Source organism: Marinoscillum sp., from assembly GCF_040222955.1.
Lineage (GTDB): Bacteria > Bacteroidota > Bacteroidia > Cytophagales > Cyclobacteriaceae > Marinoscillum.
The window spans coordinates 178,490-197,900 of sequence record NZ_JAVKCA010000008.1; the positions used below are offsets into that span (position 1 = coordinate 178,490).

Here is a 19,411-nt window from a genome sequence, read left to right on the forward strand (position 1 = left end):
CGGGCTGTATGAGAAGATTCCTTATCACGAAGAGTGACCGAATACGGTCATTACTGTCCTTTTCTGATACACCTTAAAATCTGGATCGGACAAAAGCGATCAACGCCTCCCCAATCACCCTCGGACTTTGCAAAGTGAAAAAAATGGACCCCAGGGCTTTCAGCCAGTGGTCTGCCCTGATCAAAAAATACCCCTTGAGTAAGTGCAGATATGCTTTTTCATAAGGACTTCTGAGCCAGCCCGACCGATTCAGCTTTTCAATGAAATCGAGCTGGCGAACCACCGGCACAGACTCCTGCTGATGTATCCGATAGGAGCCACCCACCACATCTGCTGAGTGGAAAATCACGCCATTCTTCCGCATATTCATCAACAAATACCGATCTTCTCCATAGCTGAGGTCCTCCGGAAACCTATGCTGCTGAAAAAGTCCCTTTCGAAAAACCATGGAATGAATGGCAGGGCAGTAGATGAGAAAATAGGCCGGAAGATTGGCCGATTGCAAGTGGTAACGCTCCTGAAGGTGTACATAGTAGCGGTGTAGCCTCGCGAAACGATCAGACACATGCTCCGAAAACAGACTGGTTTTGGTAATGAACACATCGACTGTCGTCTGCTGCTCCAGGTACAAAACAGCCGTTGATAGCAAATGCTCGTCCAGCCAGTCATCGTCATCCAAAAAGAGCAGGTAATCACCAGTAGCAACCTCAACCCCTCGATTTCTAGCCGCAGAAACCCCTCCGTTTTTATCCAACCTTATGAGTTTCGTGTAATCAAACCCCGCCACAATCGCTGCTATCTCAGCGGCTTTCGCCTTGTCAGATCCATCGTCTATCACCAATATTTCATAGGGAGCCAGCACCTGCGCACAAGCGGATGTCAGCGCGGCTTTGAGGAAGGCCACCCTGTTATAAACTGTGACAATAATGGAAACCCTGGACAACGTGTTGAGGTTATTAAGTGAGTCGATCAAAATGAAAGTAGCAAAATACAACCGGCGAATCTGATAAACCTAAAAAATGTTTTCATTTGCCCCGGAAACCCGCTTGTGAAGGAATGCCAGAATCCGAAAAAATCATACTTCCCCCAAAATACTACCTGGACTACTTCAGGGACCTGCTGGCGTTTATCCAAAAGGGTTCATCGCATCTCCTCAGTGCAGATGATGTCATTTTCATCCAGCTATTCGAAGCACTCTCCGAAGATGCGCAATGCCTGATGGTGCGCATGATGAATCGAAAAGGTGCTTACTTCCGACTGGACAAGCTCGCCTACGAGGAAATCGAAAACATTCCTCAGGCCGCTGAGGAGCTGGTAGCGTCCGGCCTGGCTTCCCTGGATGCACCAGATGACTTTCTGCTCTTCGGATTGTTTACAAAGGCAGAGCTCCATAAGCTATACCCGGACAGGGCGTTTAACAAAAAACGCAAAGAAGAGGTGCTGGAAGAGTTGGCAGAAGAAAATCGTCTCGAAGATTTTCAAACCCTGAGGTCAGCCTATACCATCCTGCACTTCCTGGCACAAGAGCAGGTGGAGTATCTGAAAATGCTCTTCTTTGGCCATACACATGGCATGATGACGGAGTTTGTAATCAGGGACATTGGCAACGTAAAGCTCGAAAATCTGGATGGCCATGAGTTTACCCCCTGGTTTGAGACCCAGGCAGAAGCACGGGCCGTATTCGAACTCTATGGGTGGAACCGACTGGTCAAAAAAGCCATGCATGTATTGCTGCCTGAGGAGATTCTGGAGCTCATCTCCCCGGTCAATTGGAGCAATTTTCTGCAGCACCCCAAAGCCCGAAAAATAGGGGATAAATTCATGCTCCACCTTGGAGAATATTTTGAGAAATGTGGCCTCCTCACCGAGGCGCTGGATTACTACAGCCTGGCACGGAAGCACCCTGCCCGGGAGCGAAGAATCCGAATTCTGGAGAAAATGGATGAGCTGAATGCTGCCCGGGAAATTGCTGAAGTGGCTTTTGACAGTCCGTATAATGCCTCAGAGAAGATTTTCGCGCAGGATTATCTGTCTAAAAAAAGTAAGCGAAACTACCGCAGCACCACAGCCAAAGCCAACCTGAGTCCGGAGATCATCATTGAAAATCCCGAAGGACCACGGGTGGAAGCTCACGCCCTGGCTTACTTTGCCAATCAGGGCTATGAGGGCATGCACACCGAAAACTACCTCTGGCGCGGGCTGTTTGGGCTGTTTTTCTGGGATGAGCTTTTCGCTGCTGAGCACGCCTCATTTCACCACCCACTACAGCGCATGCCGAGTGACCTTCATAGTGACACCTTCTATGAGAGCAGAGCTGGTCTTTTGCAGGAAAAAGTGAACGCTTTCAAAACCAAGAAAAAGTTACAATCCTACTTAGAGGATATTCACAGGCAAAAACAAGACATCAATAATTCGCTGGTGGGCTGGCATGAGAGCCTCCTCCCAACAGTGACTGCCTGTGTTCATCACCTCCCACTCAGGAGTCTTTTCAGTATCCTCATGGAAATGGCCAAAAATGTAAAAGACAACAGCTCAGGATTCCCGGATCTCTTTATATGGACCCAGGAGGATTATCACTTCTATGAAATCAAATCACCCAATGATCACCTGTCTGCCCAGCAGCTCTTTTGGATCGACTTCTTCAATGCTCAGAACATCAAAGCAGATATCCTCCGGGTAAAGTATCACTAAATCCTGTTCCGGTATTTTTTTTGTCACTTTGGTCCCGTTGAAAAAGTTTTGACAACACACCAATAATAGCTTCCCATAGGTCATCAGAAACCTGATTTTATTCCTAAATTATTGCTCCAAAAGAAATCAACTATGACAATACTCATGTTGGGCTGGGAATTTCCTCCCAAGATATCAGGAGGGCTGGGCGTGGCCAGTCAGGGACTTTCAGAGGCCATGGCCAAAGCAGGACATAAGGTCACCTTTCTTCTACCCAAAAAAACCAAAAATCAGGTAAGCAAACTCGTGAAGCTGGTTGACGCTTCAGCGCTCACTCCAGACCTGGACTACTGGAAAGACAAGAAAACTTATGAGCAAATCATCAAAGATGTAGAAATGGGAGAAAGGGTGCTCCCCTACCTGCCAGCACAAAGCTTCCAGAACATAAAAGAAACCAAAATCAGGAAAGTGGTTCTGGAGCCAACCGAAGAATCGGAACTGCTGGAGCGCATCCGGCTCACCGGTGAGTATGAAGGTCAGCTAAATGACGAGCTGATCAAATATGCCATGCTGGCCGTGCAGGTGGCCATCAAAGAAAAGCCAAAAATGATCCACGCCCACGACTGGATCACGTTTCGTGCCGGCAGAATGATCAAATCACTTCTCAAAAAGAAACTGTGCCTGCATGTGCACAGCACGGAATATGACCGCAACGGATCCTATGCGCAGCCCTTTATTCTGGAAGAAGAGCAGTTGGGTTTTGAGGCCTGTGACCACATTTTTTGCGTAAGCGAAAAATTAAAAAACACAATTGTCTCTCACTACGGCATTGCGGCCAAAAAAATTACAGTAGCTCCCAATGCCCTCACACTGAGTGCGCCGGAACATCCCATCAAAAGACCCCCGGTAAATATTGCATTTGTGGGCAGACTCACGCCTCAAAAGAGCCCGGCTACTTTTCTGGATATTGCCCGAGAGCTGACATCTCTGGGATATGACTTTCACTACTTCATCATGGGCGATGGTTATCTCCGTTCGGAGTTGGAAGAAAATGTAAAAACGTCCAATTTCTCTGACCGGGTCACTTTCACGGGTTTTCTGGAAAGAACTCGTCTGCTGCAAAAACTCAATGAAATGGACCTATTGGTAATGCCTTCTGCTTCTGAGCCCTTTGGGTTAGTGGCGCTGGAGGCCATCATGAAAAAAATTCCGGTAGCTGCGGCTAAAGGATCGGGAGTGGGTGAGTTTATCCCCAGCATGCCCCAGGTAGACCGGTGGGATCACTACAGCTACAACAAGCTGATTGTGCGACTGATGACGGATGATTCCTACAGACGGGAGATCACAGAAAGCTGCCTCAGGGAGGCTTCTAAACTCACCTGGGAAAACACCGTGAGGCGGATAGAAAAAGTATATCAAAAGACCTGAAACATGACTTTTCAATACCTCAGACCTAATTTTTTATAGATAAAGTGCATCAGCCAGGCAGGCCCCACGAGCAGAAACTGAAGATCTTTGAAGAAAGACGGCTTTTTACCTTCCACTTTATGACCGTAAAATTGCCCCACCCATGCCAATGCAAAGATGATCAGGCTGACCTGCCATACGGGTAGGGCCACATTCATTTCGATTAGTCTGACAGACCAGAGGCAAAATACCGAGAAAGCAGCCATCCCGATAGATAGCGGAAAAGAAATGCTCATGTAATACAATACCGTAACGAAAAGCGCAATGGTGGCCCAGTTGTTAAAAGGTCCAGTACCCAGTACAAACCGTAAGTTATTGGACGGGACAGACCAGAGCAGTCCCACAATGCTCAAAAAAATCAAAGGAACGCAAATCCAATGAATAAGCTTATTGGTCTGATTTTGATGACTTTCACCATACTCTGTCAGCAGCTGATCTATTTTCCTCATTACTTTTGGGGTTTTGTAAAAGATAACAACGATACGGCATGGTAAGTTTTTGGGAGCAGCAATCTTTATTATCCTATGATGTGATCGTGATTGGGGCGGGGATCACCGGTTTATCCACGGCAGCTTCCCTAAAAGAAAAATCCCCAAATCTGAACATACTGGTGATCGAGCGTGGATCACTCCCCACCGGTGCCAGCACCAAAAACGCAGGTTTTGCCTGTTTCGGCAGCATTTCAGAACTGGCCCAGGATCGGAAGGCGCTGGGAGATGAGGGCATGACCAAACTGGTCAAACGACGCTGGGATGGCCTCCAAAAAACCATCAACCGACTAGGGAAAGATCAAATCGGCTTTCTCCAAAAAGGAGGCTACGAACTCCTGACAGCAGCCAACAGCCATTATCTGGGAGATATCGAGTCGTTGAATGAATTACTCCACCCTGTTTTTGACCAGCCGGTCTTTTCCCAGGCAGATGCGGCCATCGGCACCTTTGGTTTTGCAGGCACAAAGCACCTCATTTTCAATCAATTTGAAGGTCAGCTTCATACCGGCAAGCTCATCCGGTCACTCTGGCATTATTGCGCACAATCCGGCATCCAGATTATTACCGGTACAGAGGTGTCCGCGCTCTATGCCGAGGGTGATCAGGTCATTGTTCAAACGAAGGGCTACACTTTCAAGGCCCACTCAGTGGCTGTATGTACCAATGCCTTCACCAAATCACTGATCCAAACCCCACTGGACATCACCCCGGGACGTGGCATGGTCATGGTCGTTACTCCCACACGTCCAACCCATATTTCCGGGACTTTCCACTATGACGAAGGGTACTATTACTTCCGCGATTTTGAAGATAAAATCATTTTTGGAGGTGGTCGAAACCTGGCCTTTGAAGAAGAAACTACCACTGAGTTTGGCTTCAATGAAAAAATTGAGCGGAAGCTGCATCAAATTCTGAAAGAAATCATATTGCCTGACAACAGCTACACGGTGGACATCAAATGGTCCGGAATAATGGCCTTTGGTCAAACAAAAGAGCCTATTCTGCAAAAGGTACAACCCGGAATATATCTGGGGGTGAGACTTGGAGGCATGGGTGTGGCGCTTGGTAGTCTTCTGGGGGACGAACTGGCAGAGCGGATAGTTAGGGATGTTTTTTGAAAATTGTATTATCTTTTCGTTTTGGCAAAAAAACAACTGATGGCGATCAAGCGAGACCCTACACTTTTAGAGTCCTTTATACCTGTACTTTTTCTCATAATTCTTCTTTCTTTTAATGTGGGCATCTTTGGTGATGCTGCACTGGACGGGTCTAATCAGATTGTACTCATTCTGTCTGCCGGGGTTGGTGCCATTGTGGCTATCCGGCTGGGTTACCGTTGGGACGAAATTCAGGATGGAATCGTCAGAAGCATTAGCTCCGCCATGACCTCTCTGCTTATCCTCCTGCTCATTGGCTCACTGGCGGGCACCTGGCTGCTCAGTGGCATCGTACCTGCCATGATTTATTATGGACTTCAGATTCTCAACCCTACCATCTTTCTTTTTGCTGCATGTGTGGTATGCGCCATAGTTTCAGTGGCTACTGGGAGTTCATGGACCACAGCAGCCACCGTGGGTATCGCCCTCATCGGTATTGGTAAGGCCCTTGGGATCTCAGAGGGGATGGTCGCCGGGGCCATTCTTTCAGGCGCTTATTTTGGAGACAAGATGTCTCCACTGTCCGACACTACCAACCTGGCTCCGGCCATGGCGGGCACGGACCTTTTCACACACATCAGGTACATGGCCATTACCACCGTCCCTTCCATTAGTATCGCACTCACTATTTTTCTGGTACTGGGCTTCACCAACGAAACCAGTGCCTCTGTAGTGGACACCCAGGCCATACTCACAGCCATAGATGATAAATTTTACATTTCCGGTTGGCTGTTTATCGTTCCTGTGGTGGTAGTGGTACTCATCGTACGAAGAATGCCGGCCATCCCGGCGTTGCTTATTGGTACTTTACTAGGCTCCGCATTTGCACTTTTCTTCCAGCCAGATCTGGTGGCTGAAGTAGGCGAAGGCTTTACGGCATCAGGAATGTTCATAGGGACCATGAAGTCTCTTTATGGTGACATTTCCATCGCCACCAGCAACGACATGGTCAACGAATTGCTGAGCTCCGGAGGTATGGCCGGCATGCTGGGCACCATCTGGCTGATCCTTTCGGCTATGATTTTCGGTGGCGTGATGGAAAGCTCCGGAATGCTCAAAAGAATCGCCAAAGCGTTGATCAGCCTGGTCAACTCTACAGGAGCATTGATCACCGCTACTGTAGGCACCTGTGTGTTTTTTAATGTCACCGCATCAGACCAATACCTGGCCATAGTGGTGCCGGGGCGTATGTATGCAGACATCTACAAAAGAAAAGGACTTGCCCCCGAAAACCTGAGTAGAACACTCGAAGATTCCGGCACTGTAACTTCCGTACTCATCCCATGGAATACCTGTGGGGCTTATCACTCAAGTGTGCTCGGCGTGTCCACACTGGTCTATGCGCCTTTTTGCTTTTTCAATATCATCAGCCCCTTCATGTCCATTCTGGTTGGATACCTGGGGTATAAAATCAAAAAACTTAATCCCGCTAAATAAACCTAATGTTTGCAAGTTCGATACCCAAAGAAGACATCAAGCACCTACCCCTTATAAAATTTGAGGGAACTATCCACACGGTGGAGACCGTGGAAGCCCTGGATGAAGCCCTGAATATCATCCGCACCCAGGAAATCATGGGGTTTGACACTGAGACTAAACCTACTTTCACAAAAGGGGACTACAACCACACTGCGATCATCCAACTCTCTACCCTCACCGATGCCTACATCATCCGGATCAGCGAAATAGGCATACCTGATCAGTTAAGAAATATCCTTGAGGATCAGGGAATTCTTAAGGTGGGTATCAGCATTCGGGATGACATCAAAGAATTGAAAGCGATGAAAGCATTCAAACCCGGAGGTTTTCTGGACCTCAATGAGATCGCCAAAGAATTAGGAATCACTCAGATAGGAATGAAAAGTCTGACAGGCATATTTCTGAAAGCCCGGATTTCCAAAAGCCAGCAGACATCCAATTGGGAAACCAAAGAGCTCAGCCCGGGCCAGCTTTCGTACGCCGCCACCGATGCCTGGGTGTGTATCAAAATTTACCAAATGCTGTTGGACAAAGGCGTCATATAGGCTCCTGAAGTACCTGAAAATCTACGGCTTTTAACAAGCTCACCTTCTCCGCCAGCACAGATACGTCCTCATCCCGGAGCAACCCCACAAACCGGCAGGCGGATGTGTACATTTTATCCTCATAATCCACCTCAAATTCAGCAAGTGCGCGCTCTACCTCTGTGGTCTGCTCATAGCCAAAACTGATGGAAAAACGTGTCTGAGCGTAAATCTTTATCACCTCCACCTTATCCAGAGCATCTTCAGCAGCAATTTTATACGCACTAATCAGCCCGCCCACTCCCAGCTTGGTGCCACCAAAATACCGCACTACCACTACCAGACAGTTGGTTAGTCCTTTCGACCTGATTTGTCCCAGGATGGGATCTCCGGCTGAGTGATTGGGTTCCCCATCATCATTGGCACGATATGTCTGATCCTTGAGCCCGATGATGTATGCATAGCAGTGATGACGGGCATCATAGTATTGCTTCCGCAAAGCTTCCAGGTGTGCTTTGATCTCTTCCTCCGTTTTCACGTGGTAGGCAAATGACAAAAACTTACTTCCCTTCTCCTTGTAGAAACCTTCCGTGGACTGGACAATCGTTTGAAACTCATTGATCACGGTGCAAAGAAAGTCAGATTGGGTAAACCATCAAAGCTGGTCCAACAAGTCCCGGGCTTCAGACAGCAGGTCTTCCGATTCACCCGATTCCAGCACCTTCCTGAGGTTATACTCTGCCTGTCCGCTCATACCCTTTTTGGCATACACCCGACCTAAACCCAGATAAGCCAGCGTGCGATAATAAGTACCGTGTCCGGGTATGTTTTGGCCCACTGTCAAAGACTTTTTATAAAAACCCAAAGCTTTATCAGGCTGCCCCTTCACCTTCTCATAATAGATCCCCATAAAGGAAGCCCCAGCCATCTGATAGTAGGGCCGGTCGGAATTGGACAGCTCCTTCATAATGGCCACAGGTGCATGCACAAAATCATTCTTTGGCGTGAGAGACTCCAGGAGTTTGGACTTAATGTAGAGGTTATTGGGATAGTCCTTGGTCAGCTCCCACAAATATGACTGGGCTTTCTGGGGTTCATATTCATATCTAAGATAAATGTAGGACATGTAAACATAGGCCTCCACTCTGGTGAGCACAGCCTTTTGGGTGGCTTCATGGATCTGCTGTATGCCCAACTGCACATCTCCACTCCTGAAAAACCAGAGAAGCGGTTTATAAACCGGATATTTTTCGGGATATTTTTCACGAAAGTAATTGTAAACCCCGGTGGTGAGAAGGAATTCGGGAATCTCCTCGGAGAGGTCAAAACCCTTTTTAATAAGGTCATAAGCCTTGCTTGCCTCACTCAACGCTTTCATATAGTGCCCATCATCGGCGTAATATTCCGCCAGTAACCCCCTGGCCGCCATTTCGAAAAATATGGCTTCCGGATGGGTTTGTCGTCCGCCATCGAGATAGGCCGCCAACCGGACAGTCTCCCTGAGATGCCCACTGAACACCTTAAATACCGAGTCTACCGTCACGAGTGGAATATTAGCCCAGAGCACCTTGAGGGCACGCATCATGGGCACAGTGGGGTGTTTGGGAAGTCTGGCCTCTACTTTTTCGATATAGAGGTCGGCCGAGTCCTCCTCTACATTGTATATAAAGTATACCCCCTTCTGTACAAGCTGCATATTGACGGGATTGTCAAACAACTGGGCATAAGCTCCCTGACAAATAAAAAGTAATGCGGCGATGATTACTGTTTTCAATTTGTGCTAAAAGTAGATTTAATTGTACAAAATGAAGGGTAATTTAAACCAAGCATGGTAGAACTGGAAACGATCACCTGACTAACTTTAGGGACACAATGAATGAAAGAATAGATGGTCTATGAATGAGGATTTGGGGTTTATGCTTTATTGTCATGAAGATTACGCGAAGGTTCAGGGTTTTCAAAGTTATCACCGATTTCATTCTGACCATAGTGTTTTTTGTGTTGAGTGTAACGATAAAAAAGCAGTCTGTCTTCCCAGAAGTCCCATAGGCGGACTTTCCTGCATTAACGCCCCAAAATCAGATTTCTTGCAATTTTACAAAGAATCAGAAAAGTCACTTGTCCAAAACGGTATATCCTCATTGGAAATCACCCTTCCACCGCACTATTATATGGGGGTCCCTGACAAAAGCTTGATGGAGTCCCTCGGATTTTCTGAGCGCGTCAGAGAAATCTCTCATTACATTCCCCTCAAGGGGGTGCTGCAGGAAAAAATCCACACCATGCAGCAAAGAAAGCTGAAGCAAACGCCCACTTTTGATCTGACTCTGGCGAGTGCTACACAGCTACAATCTGTTTACGACTTCATCGCGCAATGCAGAAAAAATCAGGGCCTTGAGATTAACATGAATTTTGAAATTCTGGAACAGCTGTTTCAAACATTCCCGGATCGCTATCAGATTTTTACCGCAAAAAGAAATGAAACCCTGCTTGCCGCAGCCATTATGGTGATTCCCGTTGAAGGAATTGTCTATTATTTCCTGCCAGCCACCTCGCCAGCCCACAAAACGGAAAGCCCGATGGTACACCTCGTTGCCTACCTGTATCAGTACTATCAGCAGCGTGGATTCCAGTACATCGACCTTGGCATTTCCTCGGTGAATGCCGTGCCACAGAAGAGTCTGATCACCTTCAAAGAAAGAATGGGCGGCATCCAAACCACCAGAAGCACTTTTATCAAATCACTCCAATAGCCTTTGAAAGTACTGCTCCAGCATAGCCACCTGGTCAGCAGTGCCAAAGTGATCTTCGAAAGTGGCTCTGACCTGCTGAGAATTATATGGATGCTGACTGATGAAAGCTGCCCGTTCGGCCAGCAGTGAGGGATCAGAAGCCACTACCTCTCCGGCACCTGCTACCACCAGCTCCTCCGCACCATCCCAGCGAAAAGTAAGCACAGGCACCCCACAGGCCAGCGCCTCCAGAATAGCTACCGGCTGATTTTCGTGTCGACTGGTGTTGATCATCAAATCAGCCGCCCAAAGGGCATGCCTCACTTCATTCTGATCACGTTCTCCCATCCACTGGACATTTCCGTCAAGGTGAAGCTTACTACACTGATTTCGCAGATGTCTTTCCAGCGTGCCTGTTCCAATGACCTTCAGCGCAAAATCCACACCCACACTCTTCAAGTGTGCCACAGATTCTAACAGGACATCATAATTTTTTTGTCTTTCCAGTCGACCAATGGCCACGAGTGTAAATCGGTCGTTTTGAGTACTTCCCGGAGTAAAAAAGTGATCATCTATAAAGTTGGAAATACGATCAGCCCTTACCCCAAACTCACCAAGTCTTGCGGTCAATGCCTGGCTCACAGCAAGTACCTGCCCGGCCGCACGCAGAGGAGAGAGCAGTGTTTTCTTATAATCTCTTTTGAAAGAGTTCATCGGAAACGGGCTCATATGCTCGGTGATCACAAATGGCACCTCATAGGCCTCAGACAATGCCCTGGCGATGGCCCCCCCAGGATAGGATACATGGGCGTGGATCACGTCGGGTTTCCCAAAATGGCTGGTAAATCGTTCAAAGTTTCGTTGATTCGCAGCAATGATCCCCTCAATATTACCGGAACGAAACTTTCTGGTCCATGTGAAAGCAGGCGTAAAAAACTCTACACAATTGTATTCGAGCTGATTTTCATACTTACGGATAGGTGGTCTGGAGTTGTACTTTATGAAACCATTCAAGGGTGCATAGGCTTTCAGCCACAGCTTCGGCTCATGAGAGCCCCAAAGACTGATCCCTACATTCCAGGCAGGCCGGTGAGTCGCCAGAAGCCTGGATTGCTCCCGAAAGAATATGCCTGTGGAGGGAAAATGCTCCGACGGGTACCAGGAGGGAATTACAAAAACGTTCATTGATAATCAAATTTAGAGAGCAGGGAATTCATGATTGTGCACCCCTGCAAATCATGCGTACTGAGGTCGTCCTTCCAGCTACCAATAGATGATGCATCCACAGGCTTCAGAATTTTGGCATGTTGCGGCTCCTGATACATGGGTGCCGTGGGTGCCGTATGATGATAAGACAGCATGTTTGGCTCGTAGGCCACCCCCAGGTGATCGCAAACCTTCATCAATTCCACCTCAGGCTGAGTGACCAGATCTTCATAGCGAATGAGCAAAACCTCAGTCTGCTTTTGAAGCTTTTGATACTCCTTCACGGCATGCACCCAGTGAATGGCAGCTTGCTGTGGCTCAGCCAGCTTACCCAGATAAGCCTCACCACCACGCTTGTAAGAGGCCACCACATCTCTGCCGTCTCTGAGAAGAAAAATGAATCTGGCCTTAGGAAACACGCTGACTAGCTCGGGGATGTAGTAAGTATTGAGGGGTGTGGTGTCCCCCCATTGACTAAATGCCACCTTGTTCTTTAACCCATATGTTCTGAAAATGGCATCCAGAACATTTTGTAAACTCTTGTCATTAGTCCCATTGAGCTCCCCGAAGATCTCCTCAGCACCGAAATCCCAGGTATGACTGCCCGTGACGGGCATCAGCTCTCCCGTAATCACCTTCATCAGATCGCGCCAGATCAGGAAATTATAAAGCTTGTACTTAATGATGCTATTTCCCAAAAAATACTGCTCAGACGGCAGAAAAAGCCCGCTGTGCTGGTTCAGCATTCTGTTGAGCAGCGTGCTCCCATTTCTTCCCGACCCCAGGACGAAGAAAGGCTGCTCTGCCAGGCCTGTTTTACTTTTGACCGGATATTTCCTGGGTAGGAAATCCGAAATGCGCTGAAGTGTTCTGGCTAGTTTTATTCTTCTCATATTTGTGATCAGAACGGAAATTTATGGATTCTCTGCCTTTAGTTTCAATAATCTGCCTCTGTTATAACCAAAAAGCTTTCGTGGGAGCTGCAATAAGATCTGCATTGGCTCAAACCTATCAAAATATCGAGATCATCGTGGTGGATGATGGCAGCGCTGATGGCAGCAAAGAAGAAATTTCAGCAAGCATCAAAGGCACCGCCATTCGATTCATTGACCTCCCAAAAAACATTGGAAACTGCGCGGCCTTCAATGCGGGGTACCGGGCAAGCACCGGTGAGTACCTTATAGACCTGGCCGCGGATGACCTGCTCCTGCCCACCAGAGTGGAGCTGGGCATCAATGACTTTGCCAACGGACCTGACCAGGCAGGCGTACATTTTTCTGATGCCTTCATCACCGATGAGTCCGGCAGTGTCCTCAAAACACATTACCCCAGAAATCAGGATGGGCAAATGCGGGCCGAAATTCCCGCAGGTAATATCTATGAAAACCTCATTCGTAAGTACTTCATCTGTCCACCCACCATGATGATCAGACGAAGGGTCTTTGACGATCTGGAAGGATATGATGAAAGCCTGAGCTACGAAGACTTTGACTTTTGGATCAGGTCCGGCCGAACCTATGAATACCTGTTCAACCCTGCCCCGCTGGTGAAAAAAAGAGTGGTGAAAAACTCACTCTCCACCCGACAGTTTGGATTCAGAAGCCGACACCTCGCTTCTACTTATCGGGTTTGTGAGAAAATATTTGAGCTCAATCAGAAAGTTTCAGAAGACCAGGCCCTCATCCGCAGATGCAGGTACGAAATCCGTCAGTGTGTGAAAACCTTCAACTTTGAATTGATCCTGAAATATGGCAAAATCATTGGGAAGACTCAGCGTCGGTTGTCATCACTCTCCAGCATGGAGAGGTAGCTATAGTAGCGTTCATGGGTGATTCCGCCATCCTCAAGGGCTTTTTTCACCGCACACCCCGGCTCATTCACGTGCAAACAATTATGAAACCGGCAATCATTCATGACTGTCCTGATTTCAGGAAAGTAGTGACCCAGCTCGCTTCCTTCTATCTCCGAAAGGCCCAGCTCCTTAATGCCGGGGGTATCAATGATGGCCGTGGTGTCATCCAAAAAGAACATCTCCGCAAATGTGGTAGTATGGGTTCCCTTCTCGCTGAATGAAGAAATCTCTGAGGTCTTTTGACTGATTTCGGGTAGGAGCAGGTTGATCAGGGTGGATTTCCCTGACCCTGAGTGTCCCGACAGCAGGGTTCTTTTGCCCTGTAGGAGTGCAGAGAGTGTTTCAGGTACCTTCCCTTCTATAAAGGAGGTTTTCACACAGGGGTAGCCCACCTTTTTTTCATAAATAAAACTGAGATAATCGGCTTCCTCCAGCCCATCAGCATCCAGCAAATCCACCTTATTGAAGACTATCACACCCGGAATCCTGTAAGCCTCCAGCGTAACCAGAAAACGGTCAATGAACCCCAGAGAAGTCCTCGGCTCTTTGAGTGTGGCTATCATCAACGCCTGGTCTACATTGGCCGCTATCAGGTGATCAAAGTGCTTTTTCTTGGGAGATTTTCGGATGATGTAGTTCTTGCGCTCCTCTATTTCATTGATCACCCACTCATCCTGCTGCGCCTCCATCACCACCTCATCACCCACCGCTATGGGGTTCGTGATTTTCTTATTGTCCAGCTTAAATTTTCCGCGCAGACGGGCATTTACTTCCTCTCCATTGGCAGCTTTCACTCTGTACCACGACCCGGTGGATTTTATCACCAATCCTTTCATATCAGTTCTTCTATTTTCTTCATCACATGCCCGGAAGCTCCTGTTCGTCCAGTAACATACGCACGCGATTTCCCGCAAACTTCCTGATAAAGTTCGGGATCCTCGTTCATTTCATCCAATTTTGATTGCAGGTCTGTAGCGCTGCTAAAGGTAAACCCACCACCATACTTCACCAACTCCATGGCTTCTACAAATTTCTCATTGGAAGCATCCGCCCCAAAAAACACCGGAATGCCATAAACAGCTGGCTCCAGCACATTGTGCAAAGCTCCTCGAAAGGCTCCCCCCACTATAGCAAAGTCTGCATAGCCATAGAGTTTAGACAGGCTACCGTAGTTATCTACAATCACCACCCGGGCAGTAGGAGCATTCTCTTCATTCAGTTCGGAGTACTTTACAGAAGTCGGAATTTTTTCATAGAGTCCCAGATCATCAATCTGATGTGGGGCTATGATGAATTTGAAATCCGCCACATTGGCCTCCAAAATGGGCAGCAAATGACCCATATCGGAAGGCCAGACACTGCCAAGCACTATCAGCTTTTCATCGCCCTTAAAAACATCAATAAACGCCACTTCCCTTACGCCATTGGCCACCTCAAGCACACGGTCAAACCGGGTGTCACCAGCCACCGTATAAGCCCGAATTCTTCTGGAACGCAACAATACAGCCGAGTAATCATCCTGCAAAAAGAAGTGATTGACAGTGCTCAGTGCCCTCAGATAGAACTTTCCCATAGGGTGGAAAAAAATCTGCGAGGGTCTGAAAATACCCGAAACCAACAGAAGAGGTATTTCTTTTGCCTTTAGGGTCATTAAGTAATAATACCACAACTCATATTTGATAAAAATGGCTAAGCCGGGACGGACTGTTTCCAAAAATCTGGAAGCATTACGGCGAGAATCTAAAGGCAGGTAATGCAGAAAGTCAACCAGTTCATGGTCTTTGAATGCCAAAAGGCCCGAAGGGGAGAAAAAAGTGAGTAGCACTTTCACCGTTGGCCTTCGCTCCTGTAGCTGACTCAGGATCGGTCTGGCCTGCTCATATTCTCCCAGCGAAGCACAATGTATCCAGATCAGCTTGCCTTCATGATTCTTAAAGTCCGATTCCAGGCGCTCAAAAATACCCCTGCGGTGGCCAATAAATTGCCTTGCCCGACCATGGAATGGGGAGATCAGTCTTACAATCAGGGCATAAAGCCAAACGCTCGTTCTGTACAACAACAGCATAAGCGAATGTAGGCAATCAATCCTCTAAATGCTCAGTCCTCTTGTTCGGGAGTGGGTGGTGCCTCTGGTAGTTGATCCAGCTCCATACCCACCACATAGCCCTTCAGGGTGGCCTCCTCCAGCCCGTATCCCGCTATGGTGATCAGAAAACGGCCATTCACCACCAACGCAAGATTGGTGTCGTTGCTCTCATAGTTAGCTGAATACCAGCCTGGCTGACCATTTACTTCTATTGATCTCATCACACCGTCGGTAGACTCATGTTCGTACTGGTTGGCATAGAGCCCGAGCAGAGAAGCCGTCTGGGCATAATCAAAAATGCTCGCTCTAAGTTCTTCATCACCGTTGCGGTAAGATTTGCTGGCGAAACTATATCGATACTCGCCATACCGGGTAGTAGAGCCCTCGGGTTTTTCAGCAATGCGGTAAGCTCCCAGGTCATCCGGCAGAAAATTGATTAAATCACGAAAACCCACCACCTCTGAGGGGCTCATGGTACCGTAATTCACCGGTTCTCTCCGGTACCCTCCCAGTGGATCAGAGCTGTCAGTAGATTCATAAGTATCCAACACTTCATCATCCGCACGATCATTGGTATCGTCTGATTGGTTCTTGTTTTTGTTGCCAAAAAGGAATTTATCAATCTCCTGATTGGCCTTTTTAGATAATTTCTCCTTGAGTTGGATTTGGGCAAAGGCGTAATTGACCGTTGCAAAGGTCAAAAGCAATAAAGTAGTGAGTAGTTTCATATTTTAGGCTATAAAGTTTACTGCCGCAAATATGAATATTTTCATTTAAAATGTGAATATAAGAAAAAAGACCACCTCATGGTGGCCTTTTCTCAGTACTGGATATTTAACTAAATTTTAGTGTGACGCCAGGTAAGAAGACACTCCGTCTCTTGTAGCCTGCATCGCATCTTTTCCTTCTTCCCAGTTTGCAGGGCACACTTCTCCGTGCTTCTCCACATGCTGCCATGCATCCACGATTCGGAGCATTTCGTCAATATTTCTACCCAAAGGAAGATCATTGATGGTTTCATGTCTTACCACACCGGTCTTGTCTATGAAGAACGTACCGCGGTAAGCCACAGGAGCTCCTTCAAAAACCAACTGACCTTCATCGTTGTAGTTCCAGTCGCCGGCCAATACACCGTAGTTATTAGCCACTGTTTTTGAACTATCAGCTACCAAAGGATAAGTCACACCTGCAATTCCCCCTTTGTCCCGGTCTGTCATCAACCACGCCAGGTGAGTCTCTTCCGTGTCACATGATGCACCCACTACCTGCACGCCTCGTTTCTCAAACTCCGCGAGTTTTTCCTGAAAAGCATGGATCTCCGTAGGGCACACAAAAGTGAAATCTTTAGGATAGAAAAAGAACATTACGTCTTTCTTACCCACAAACTCTTCCAATGAGAAATTTTCTACGATTTCCTCTCCGTTGATTACTGCCGGAGCATTAAATAAAGGCGCTTTTTTACCTACTAATGACATAATTGTGATTTGTCTTTTATGATTTATAAAATTGTTACTTGTTGATCAGGGTCAGCCTTTTCTCCATTGATCTGGAGTTTGATGTCCGTAATTTTAAAGTTGCCAACCTTCTTTTTTTCGAAATAATCCCGGATTAGCTCATTCAACTCAGGGTCATGATAGTCCTGTATTTCCTCTGTATTCACACTATAAATGTGGCTATGAGGCTCCAGGTTAGCATCATATCGCTTGGTTCCACTTCGCGTGGCCACCCGGTATGCCAGATTGGCCTCCACCAGCTTTTCCAATATCCTGTATACACTGCCCAATGAGATACTGGGGTTCTGCTCCCTGATTTTCTCATGGAGCTGCTCAGCACTGGGATGCTCATCCTTTGTCAGCTCATGCAACACAGCGATCCTGGGATGTGTGGCTTTTAAGCCAGACTCCACCAGAAGTTCCTTTATTCGCTGATATGAATTGTTAATCACTTTTAAATGAGAATTATTCCTATTTGAGTGCGAAGATATAACAACCTCCCGAACTGCCCAAAAATATCCGAAAAGAATACCGAGAATACGGTATATGGTGAGATGTCCGAGTTAATTACCTTTGATACGAATGAAAATAACTGGTATTTATCCCTATTTTTGTTTTAAACTCAAACAAACAATTACAATGAGAAATTATATTTCTATCGCTGCTTTGGCCTTCCTGGCTTTCTCTTGTGGAGAAGCCGGAGTTGGTTTCAATATCGGAAAGGAATTTCCTATATCTATTCCTGTGGACCTACCGAATGGTACTCCCGAATTAATCGGGACTATTCCTGGAGATCCGCCTCCGGTAACAAGATCTGAAGAGTACTCTCTTGCAGGAGCTGGTTATGACGACCTGGATGCCCTGGATGCCGTTGAGGTAGTTGGCCTGGCTTTTGAAATCACCGGAGTGGATGCTTTTGAGCAATTTGACCTGGATGCCATTGAAATCGACCTTGTGGCTCAATCAGGTTCCAACATCGCACAGATCTCAGTGACCACACCTCAGTTGTCCAATGTGACCAAGACGTCAATCTCAGATCCTGCGGGGCTGGCTGCGCTGGAAGCAGCACTTGCTAATCAGGAAGACATTACAGCCAATGTTTCTTTCGACTTTGGTGAAGTACCTAACGAAGATGTGAATTTTGAATTCGTGCTGTACTTTGATGTAATAGCCAAAGTAAGAGACCTATAATCCGCCTAACTGATAACTTTAGAATCATGAAAAAAATTATACTAATATTTATACTTGGAGCATTCATTACATCCTCCAATGCTCAGGATTTGGATAAATTCCTTGAAGGTGGAGCTGCAAATGGTGAAAAGCTTTTGGAAAGTTACCTGGAACCGGCTTTCGTTGGTTTCGGATATGCACTGAACAGCGGCTGGTACAACACCGGAAAGCCTCACAAGGTGGCCGGGTTTGACCTCACAATCAACGCCAACCTGGCTTATGTACCACAGGATGCGCAATTTTTCAAGATCAACCCTGCGGACTACACCAATATGACCACTGCACCTGCTGAGAATGGTCAGACAAGCTATCCTACTTTAATGGGACCAAACCTGGAAGCTGATGACATTCCTTATTTGGTTTTCGACGAAGGCACAGAAGATGAAATTCGAATCACAGCACCAACGGGTCTGGGTATGGAAGAGTCCATTGGTAGTAATTTTGTTCCGGCACCCTCTGTACAGATTGGCATTGGCCTGATCAAAAATACCGAACTAAAACTCAGGTTGCTCCCAGAGCAGACTTTCGGGGATCCGGGAGAAGAGTTTACCACCAAAATGTTTGGACTCGGCGTGCTACACGATGTGAAACAGTGGATTCCCGGGATCAAAAACCTTCCCTTCGACCTTTCTGGTTTCTTCGCATTCAACACCATGAAAAACTCGATTGAAATCAACCCAGATGTACCAGATCAAATTGGTGAGTTCAATGTATCCGGCACCACGCTGCAGGGGATCATCTCCAAGAAGCTGTCAGTCCTTACTGTATACGGTGGCTTAGGGTTCTCCACCAGCAAGGTGAACTTTAAGATGAAGGGAACTTACGACGGTGTACCAGAAGTAGATCCAATCGACATTGAGTATAAAAATGGTGGCTTGAGAGCCAATGTGGGAGCGCGTTTGAAGCTGTTAATCTTCACCTTCCACGCAGAATATGCTGTGCAGAAGTACAACACGCTTACTGCCGGATTTGGAATCAGCATCAGATAATATTCAGAAAACTTCTTATTAGAAAAAGCGGGCTT

At 47.1% G+C, this 19,411-nt stretch carries 20 protein-coding genes; 9 read left to right on the forward strand and 11 right to left on the reverse strand.

From position 1 onward, the window contains the following. Positions 1–73: 73 nt before the first annotated feature. Positions 74–973, reverse strand: a complete 900-nt coding sequence (locus RIH33_RS06615) for a glycosyltransferase family 2 protein (RefSeq protein ID WP_406654259.1) — start codon at positions 971–973, stop codon at positions 74–76. 83 nt (positions 974–1,056) lie between these two features. Here RIH33_RS06615 and RIH33_RS06620 point away from each other — a divergent pair, with 83 nt between their 5' ends. Both RIH33_RS06620 and RIH33_RS06625 read left to right on the forward strand, forming a co-directional pair. After that, complete coding sequence (locus RIH33_RS06620) at positions 1,057–2,691, forward strand: VRR-NUC domain-containing protein (protein ID WP_406654261.1); 1,635 nt, start codon at positions 1,057–1,059, stop codon at positions 2,689–2,691. A 132-nt stretch (positions 2,692–2,823) separates the two neighbouring features. Next, on the forward strand, positions 2,824–4,098 hold the full coding sequence (locus RIH33_RS06625; protein ID WP_406654262.1) for a glycosyltransferase family 4 protein: 1,275 nt from the start codon (positions 2,824–2,826) through the stop codon (positions 4,096–4,098). 11 nt (positions 4,099–4,109) lie between these two features. Here RIH33_RS06625 and RIH33_RS06630 read toward each other — a convergent pair whose 3' ends face one another. Then, the gene (locus RIH33_RS06630) at positions 4,110–4,586 is read right to left on the reverse strand and encodes a DUF962 domain-containing protein (RefSeq protein ID WP_406654263.1); all 477 of its coding nucleotides are present in this window, start codon (positions 4,584–4,586) and stop codon (positions 4,110–4,112) included. A gap of 38 nt (positions 4,587–4,624) precedes the next feature. Between RIH33_RS06630 and RIH33_RS06635 the strand changes: the two genes are divergently transcribed. The 3 genes from RIH33_RS06635 to RIH33_RS06645 are packed head-to-tail and all read left to right on the forward strand — an operon-like array spanning position 4,625 to position 7,809. Next, positions 4,625–5,746 (forward strand): NAD(P)/FAD-dependent oxidoreductase, encoded by a 1,122-nt coding sequence (locus RIH33_RS06635; RefSeq protein ID WP_406654265.1) that lies wholly within the window; start codon positions 4,625–4,627, stop codon positions 5,744–5,746. Between the two features lie 39 nt (positions 5,747–5,785). Further along, positions 5,786–7,222 (forward strand): Na+/H+ antiporter NhaC, encoded by a 1,437-nt coding sequence (gene nhaC / locus RIH33_RS06640; protein WP_406654266.1) that lies wholly within the window; start codon positions 5,786–5,788, stop codon positions 7,220–7,222. A gap of 5 nt (positions 7,223–7,227) precedes the next feature. Further along, positions 7,228–7,809: a 3'-5' exonuclease gene (locus RIH33_RS06645; RefSeq protein ID WP_406654268.1), complete on the forward strand. Its 582-nt coding sequence runs from the start codon at positions 7,228–7,230 to the stop codon at positions 7,807–7,809. Here RIH33_RS06645 and RIH33_RS06650 read toward each other — a convergent pair. Both RIH33_RS06650 and RIH33_RS06655 read right to left on the reverse strand, forming a co-directional pair. Next, on the reverse strand, positions 7,802–8,413 hold the full coding sequence (locus RIH33_RS06650; protein ID WP_406654269.1) for an IMPACT family protein: 612 nt from the start codon (positions 8,411–8,413) through the stop codon (positions 7,802–7,804). The genes RIH33_RS06645 and RIH33_RS06650 overlap by 8 nt on opposite strands. 30 nt (positions 8,414–8,443) lie before the next feature. Beyond that, complete coding sequence (locus RIH33_RS06655) at positions 8,444–9,562, reverse strand: tetratricopeptide repeat protein (RefSeq protein WP_406654270.1); 1,119 nt, start codon at positions 9,560–9,562, stop codon at positions 8,444–8,446. Between the two features lie 313 nt (positions 9,563–9,875). On the opposite strand from RIH33_RS06655, the gene RIH33_RS06660 reads away from it, so the two are divergent. Next, the gene (locus RIH33_RS06660; RefSeq protein WP_406654272.1) at positions 9,876–10,541 is read left to right on the forward strand and encodes a GNAT family N-acetyltransferase; all 666 of its coding nucleotides are present in this window, start codon (positions 9,876–9,878) and stop codon (positions 10,539–10,541) included. Here the strand turns inward: RIH33_RS06660 and RIH33_RS06665 are convergent. After that, positions 10,530–11,705, reverse strand: a complete 1,176-nt coding sequence (locus RIH33_RS06665; protein ID WP_406654274.1) for a glycosyltransferase — start codon at positions 11,703–11,705, stop codon at positions 10,530–10,532. The two genes, RIH33_RS06660 and RIH33_RS06665, sit on opposite strands and share 12 nt — an antisense overlap. Then, on the reverse strand, positions 11,702–12,619 hold the full coding sequence (locus RIH33_RS06670) for a sulfotransferase family protein (protein WP_406654276.1): 918 nt from the start codon (positions 12,617–12,619) through the stop codon (positions 11,702–11,704). Before RIH33_RS06670 ends, RIH33_RS06665 begins: the two co-directional genes overlap by 4 nt. Positions 12,620–12,642: 23 nt before the next feature. Here RIH33_RS06670 and RIH33_RS06675 point away from each other — a divergent pair, with 23 nt between their 5' ends. Beyond that, positions 12,643–13,536, forward strand: coding sequence for a glycosyltransferase family 2 protein (locus RIH33_RS06675; protein ID WP_406654277.1), 894 nt, complete (start codon positions 12,643–12,645; stop codon positions 13,534–13,536). Here RIH33_RS06675 and rsgA read toward each other — a convergent pair. The 5 genes from rsgA to RIH33_RS06700 all read right to left on the reverse strand — a co-directional run bounded on the left by rsgA (position 13,497) and on the right by RIH33_RS06700 (position 17,609). Then, the gene (rsgA, locus tag RIH33_RS06680) at positions 13,497–14,414 is read right to left on the reverse strand and encodes a ribosome small subunit-dependent GTPase A (RefSeq protein ID WP_406654279.1); all 918 of its coding nucleotides are present in this window, start codon (positions 14,412–14,414) and stop codon (positions 13,497–13,499) included. The two genes, RIH33_RS06675 and rsgA, sit on opposite strands and share 40 nt — an antisense overlap. Then, a complete protein-coding gene (locus RIH33_RS06685; RefSeq protein WP_406654281.1) occupies positions 14,411–15,643 on the reverse strand; it encodes a 3-deoxy-D-manno-octulosonic acid transferase in 1,233 nt (410 codons plus the stop codon). Before RIH33_RS06685 ends, rsgA begins: the two co-directional genes overlap by 4 nt. Positions 15,644–15,675: 32 nt before the next feature. Then, on the reverse strand, positions 15,676–16,392 hold the full coding sequence (locus tag RIH33_RS06690) for a hypothetical protein (protein ID WP_406654282.1): 717 nt from the start codon (positions 16,390–16,392) through the stop codon (positions 15,676–15,678). A 117-nt stretch (positions 16,393–16,509) separates the two neighbouring features. Continuing rightward, complete coding sequence (locus RIH33_RS06695; protein WP_406654283.1) at positions 16,510–17,139, reverse strand: peroxiredoxin; 630 nt, start codon at positions 17,137–17,139, stop codon at positions 16,510–16,512. A gap of 23 nt (positions 17,140–17,162) precedes the next feature. Further along, on the reverse strand, positions 17,163–17,609 hold the full coding sequence (locus RIH33_RS06700; RefSeq protein WP_406654285.1) for a Fur family transcriptional regulator: 447 nt from the start codon (positions 17,607–17,609) through the stop codon (positions 17,163–17,165). A gap of 187 nt (positions 17,610–17,796) precedes the next feature. Between RIH33_RS06700 and RIH33_RS06705 the strand changes: the two genes are divergently transcribed. Further along, positions 17,797–18,348, forward strand: coding sequence for a hypothetical protein (locus RIH33_RS06705; protein ID WP_406654286.1), 552 nt, complete (start codon positions 17,797–17,799; stop codon positions 18,346–18,348). Positions 18,349–18,374: 26 nt separating this feature from the next. Continuing rightward, the gene (locus tag RIH33_RS06710; protein ID WP_406654287.1) at positions 18,375–19,376 is read left to right on the forward strand and encodes a DUF6588 family protein; all 1,002 of its coding nucleotides are present in this window, start codon (positions 18,375–18,377) and stop codon (positions 19,374–19,376) included. Positions 19,377–19,411 lie beyond the last annotated feature (35 nt).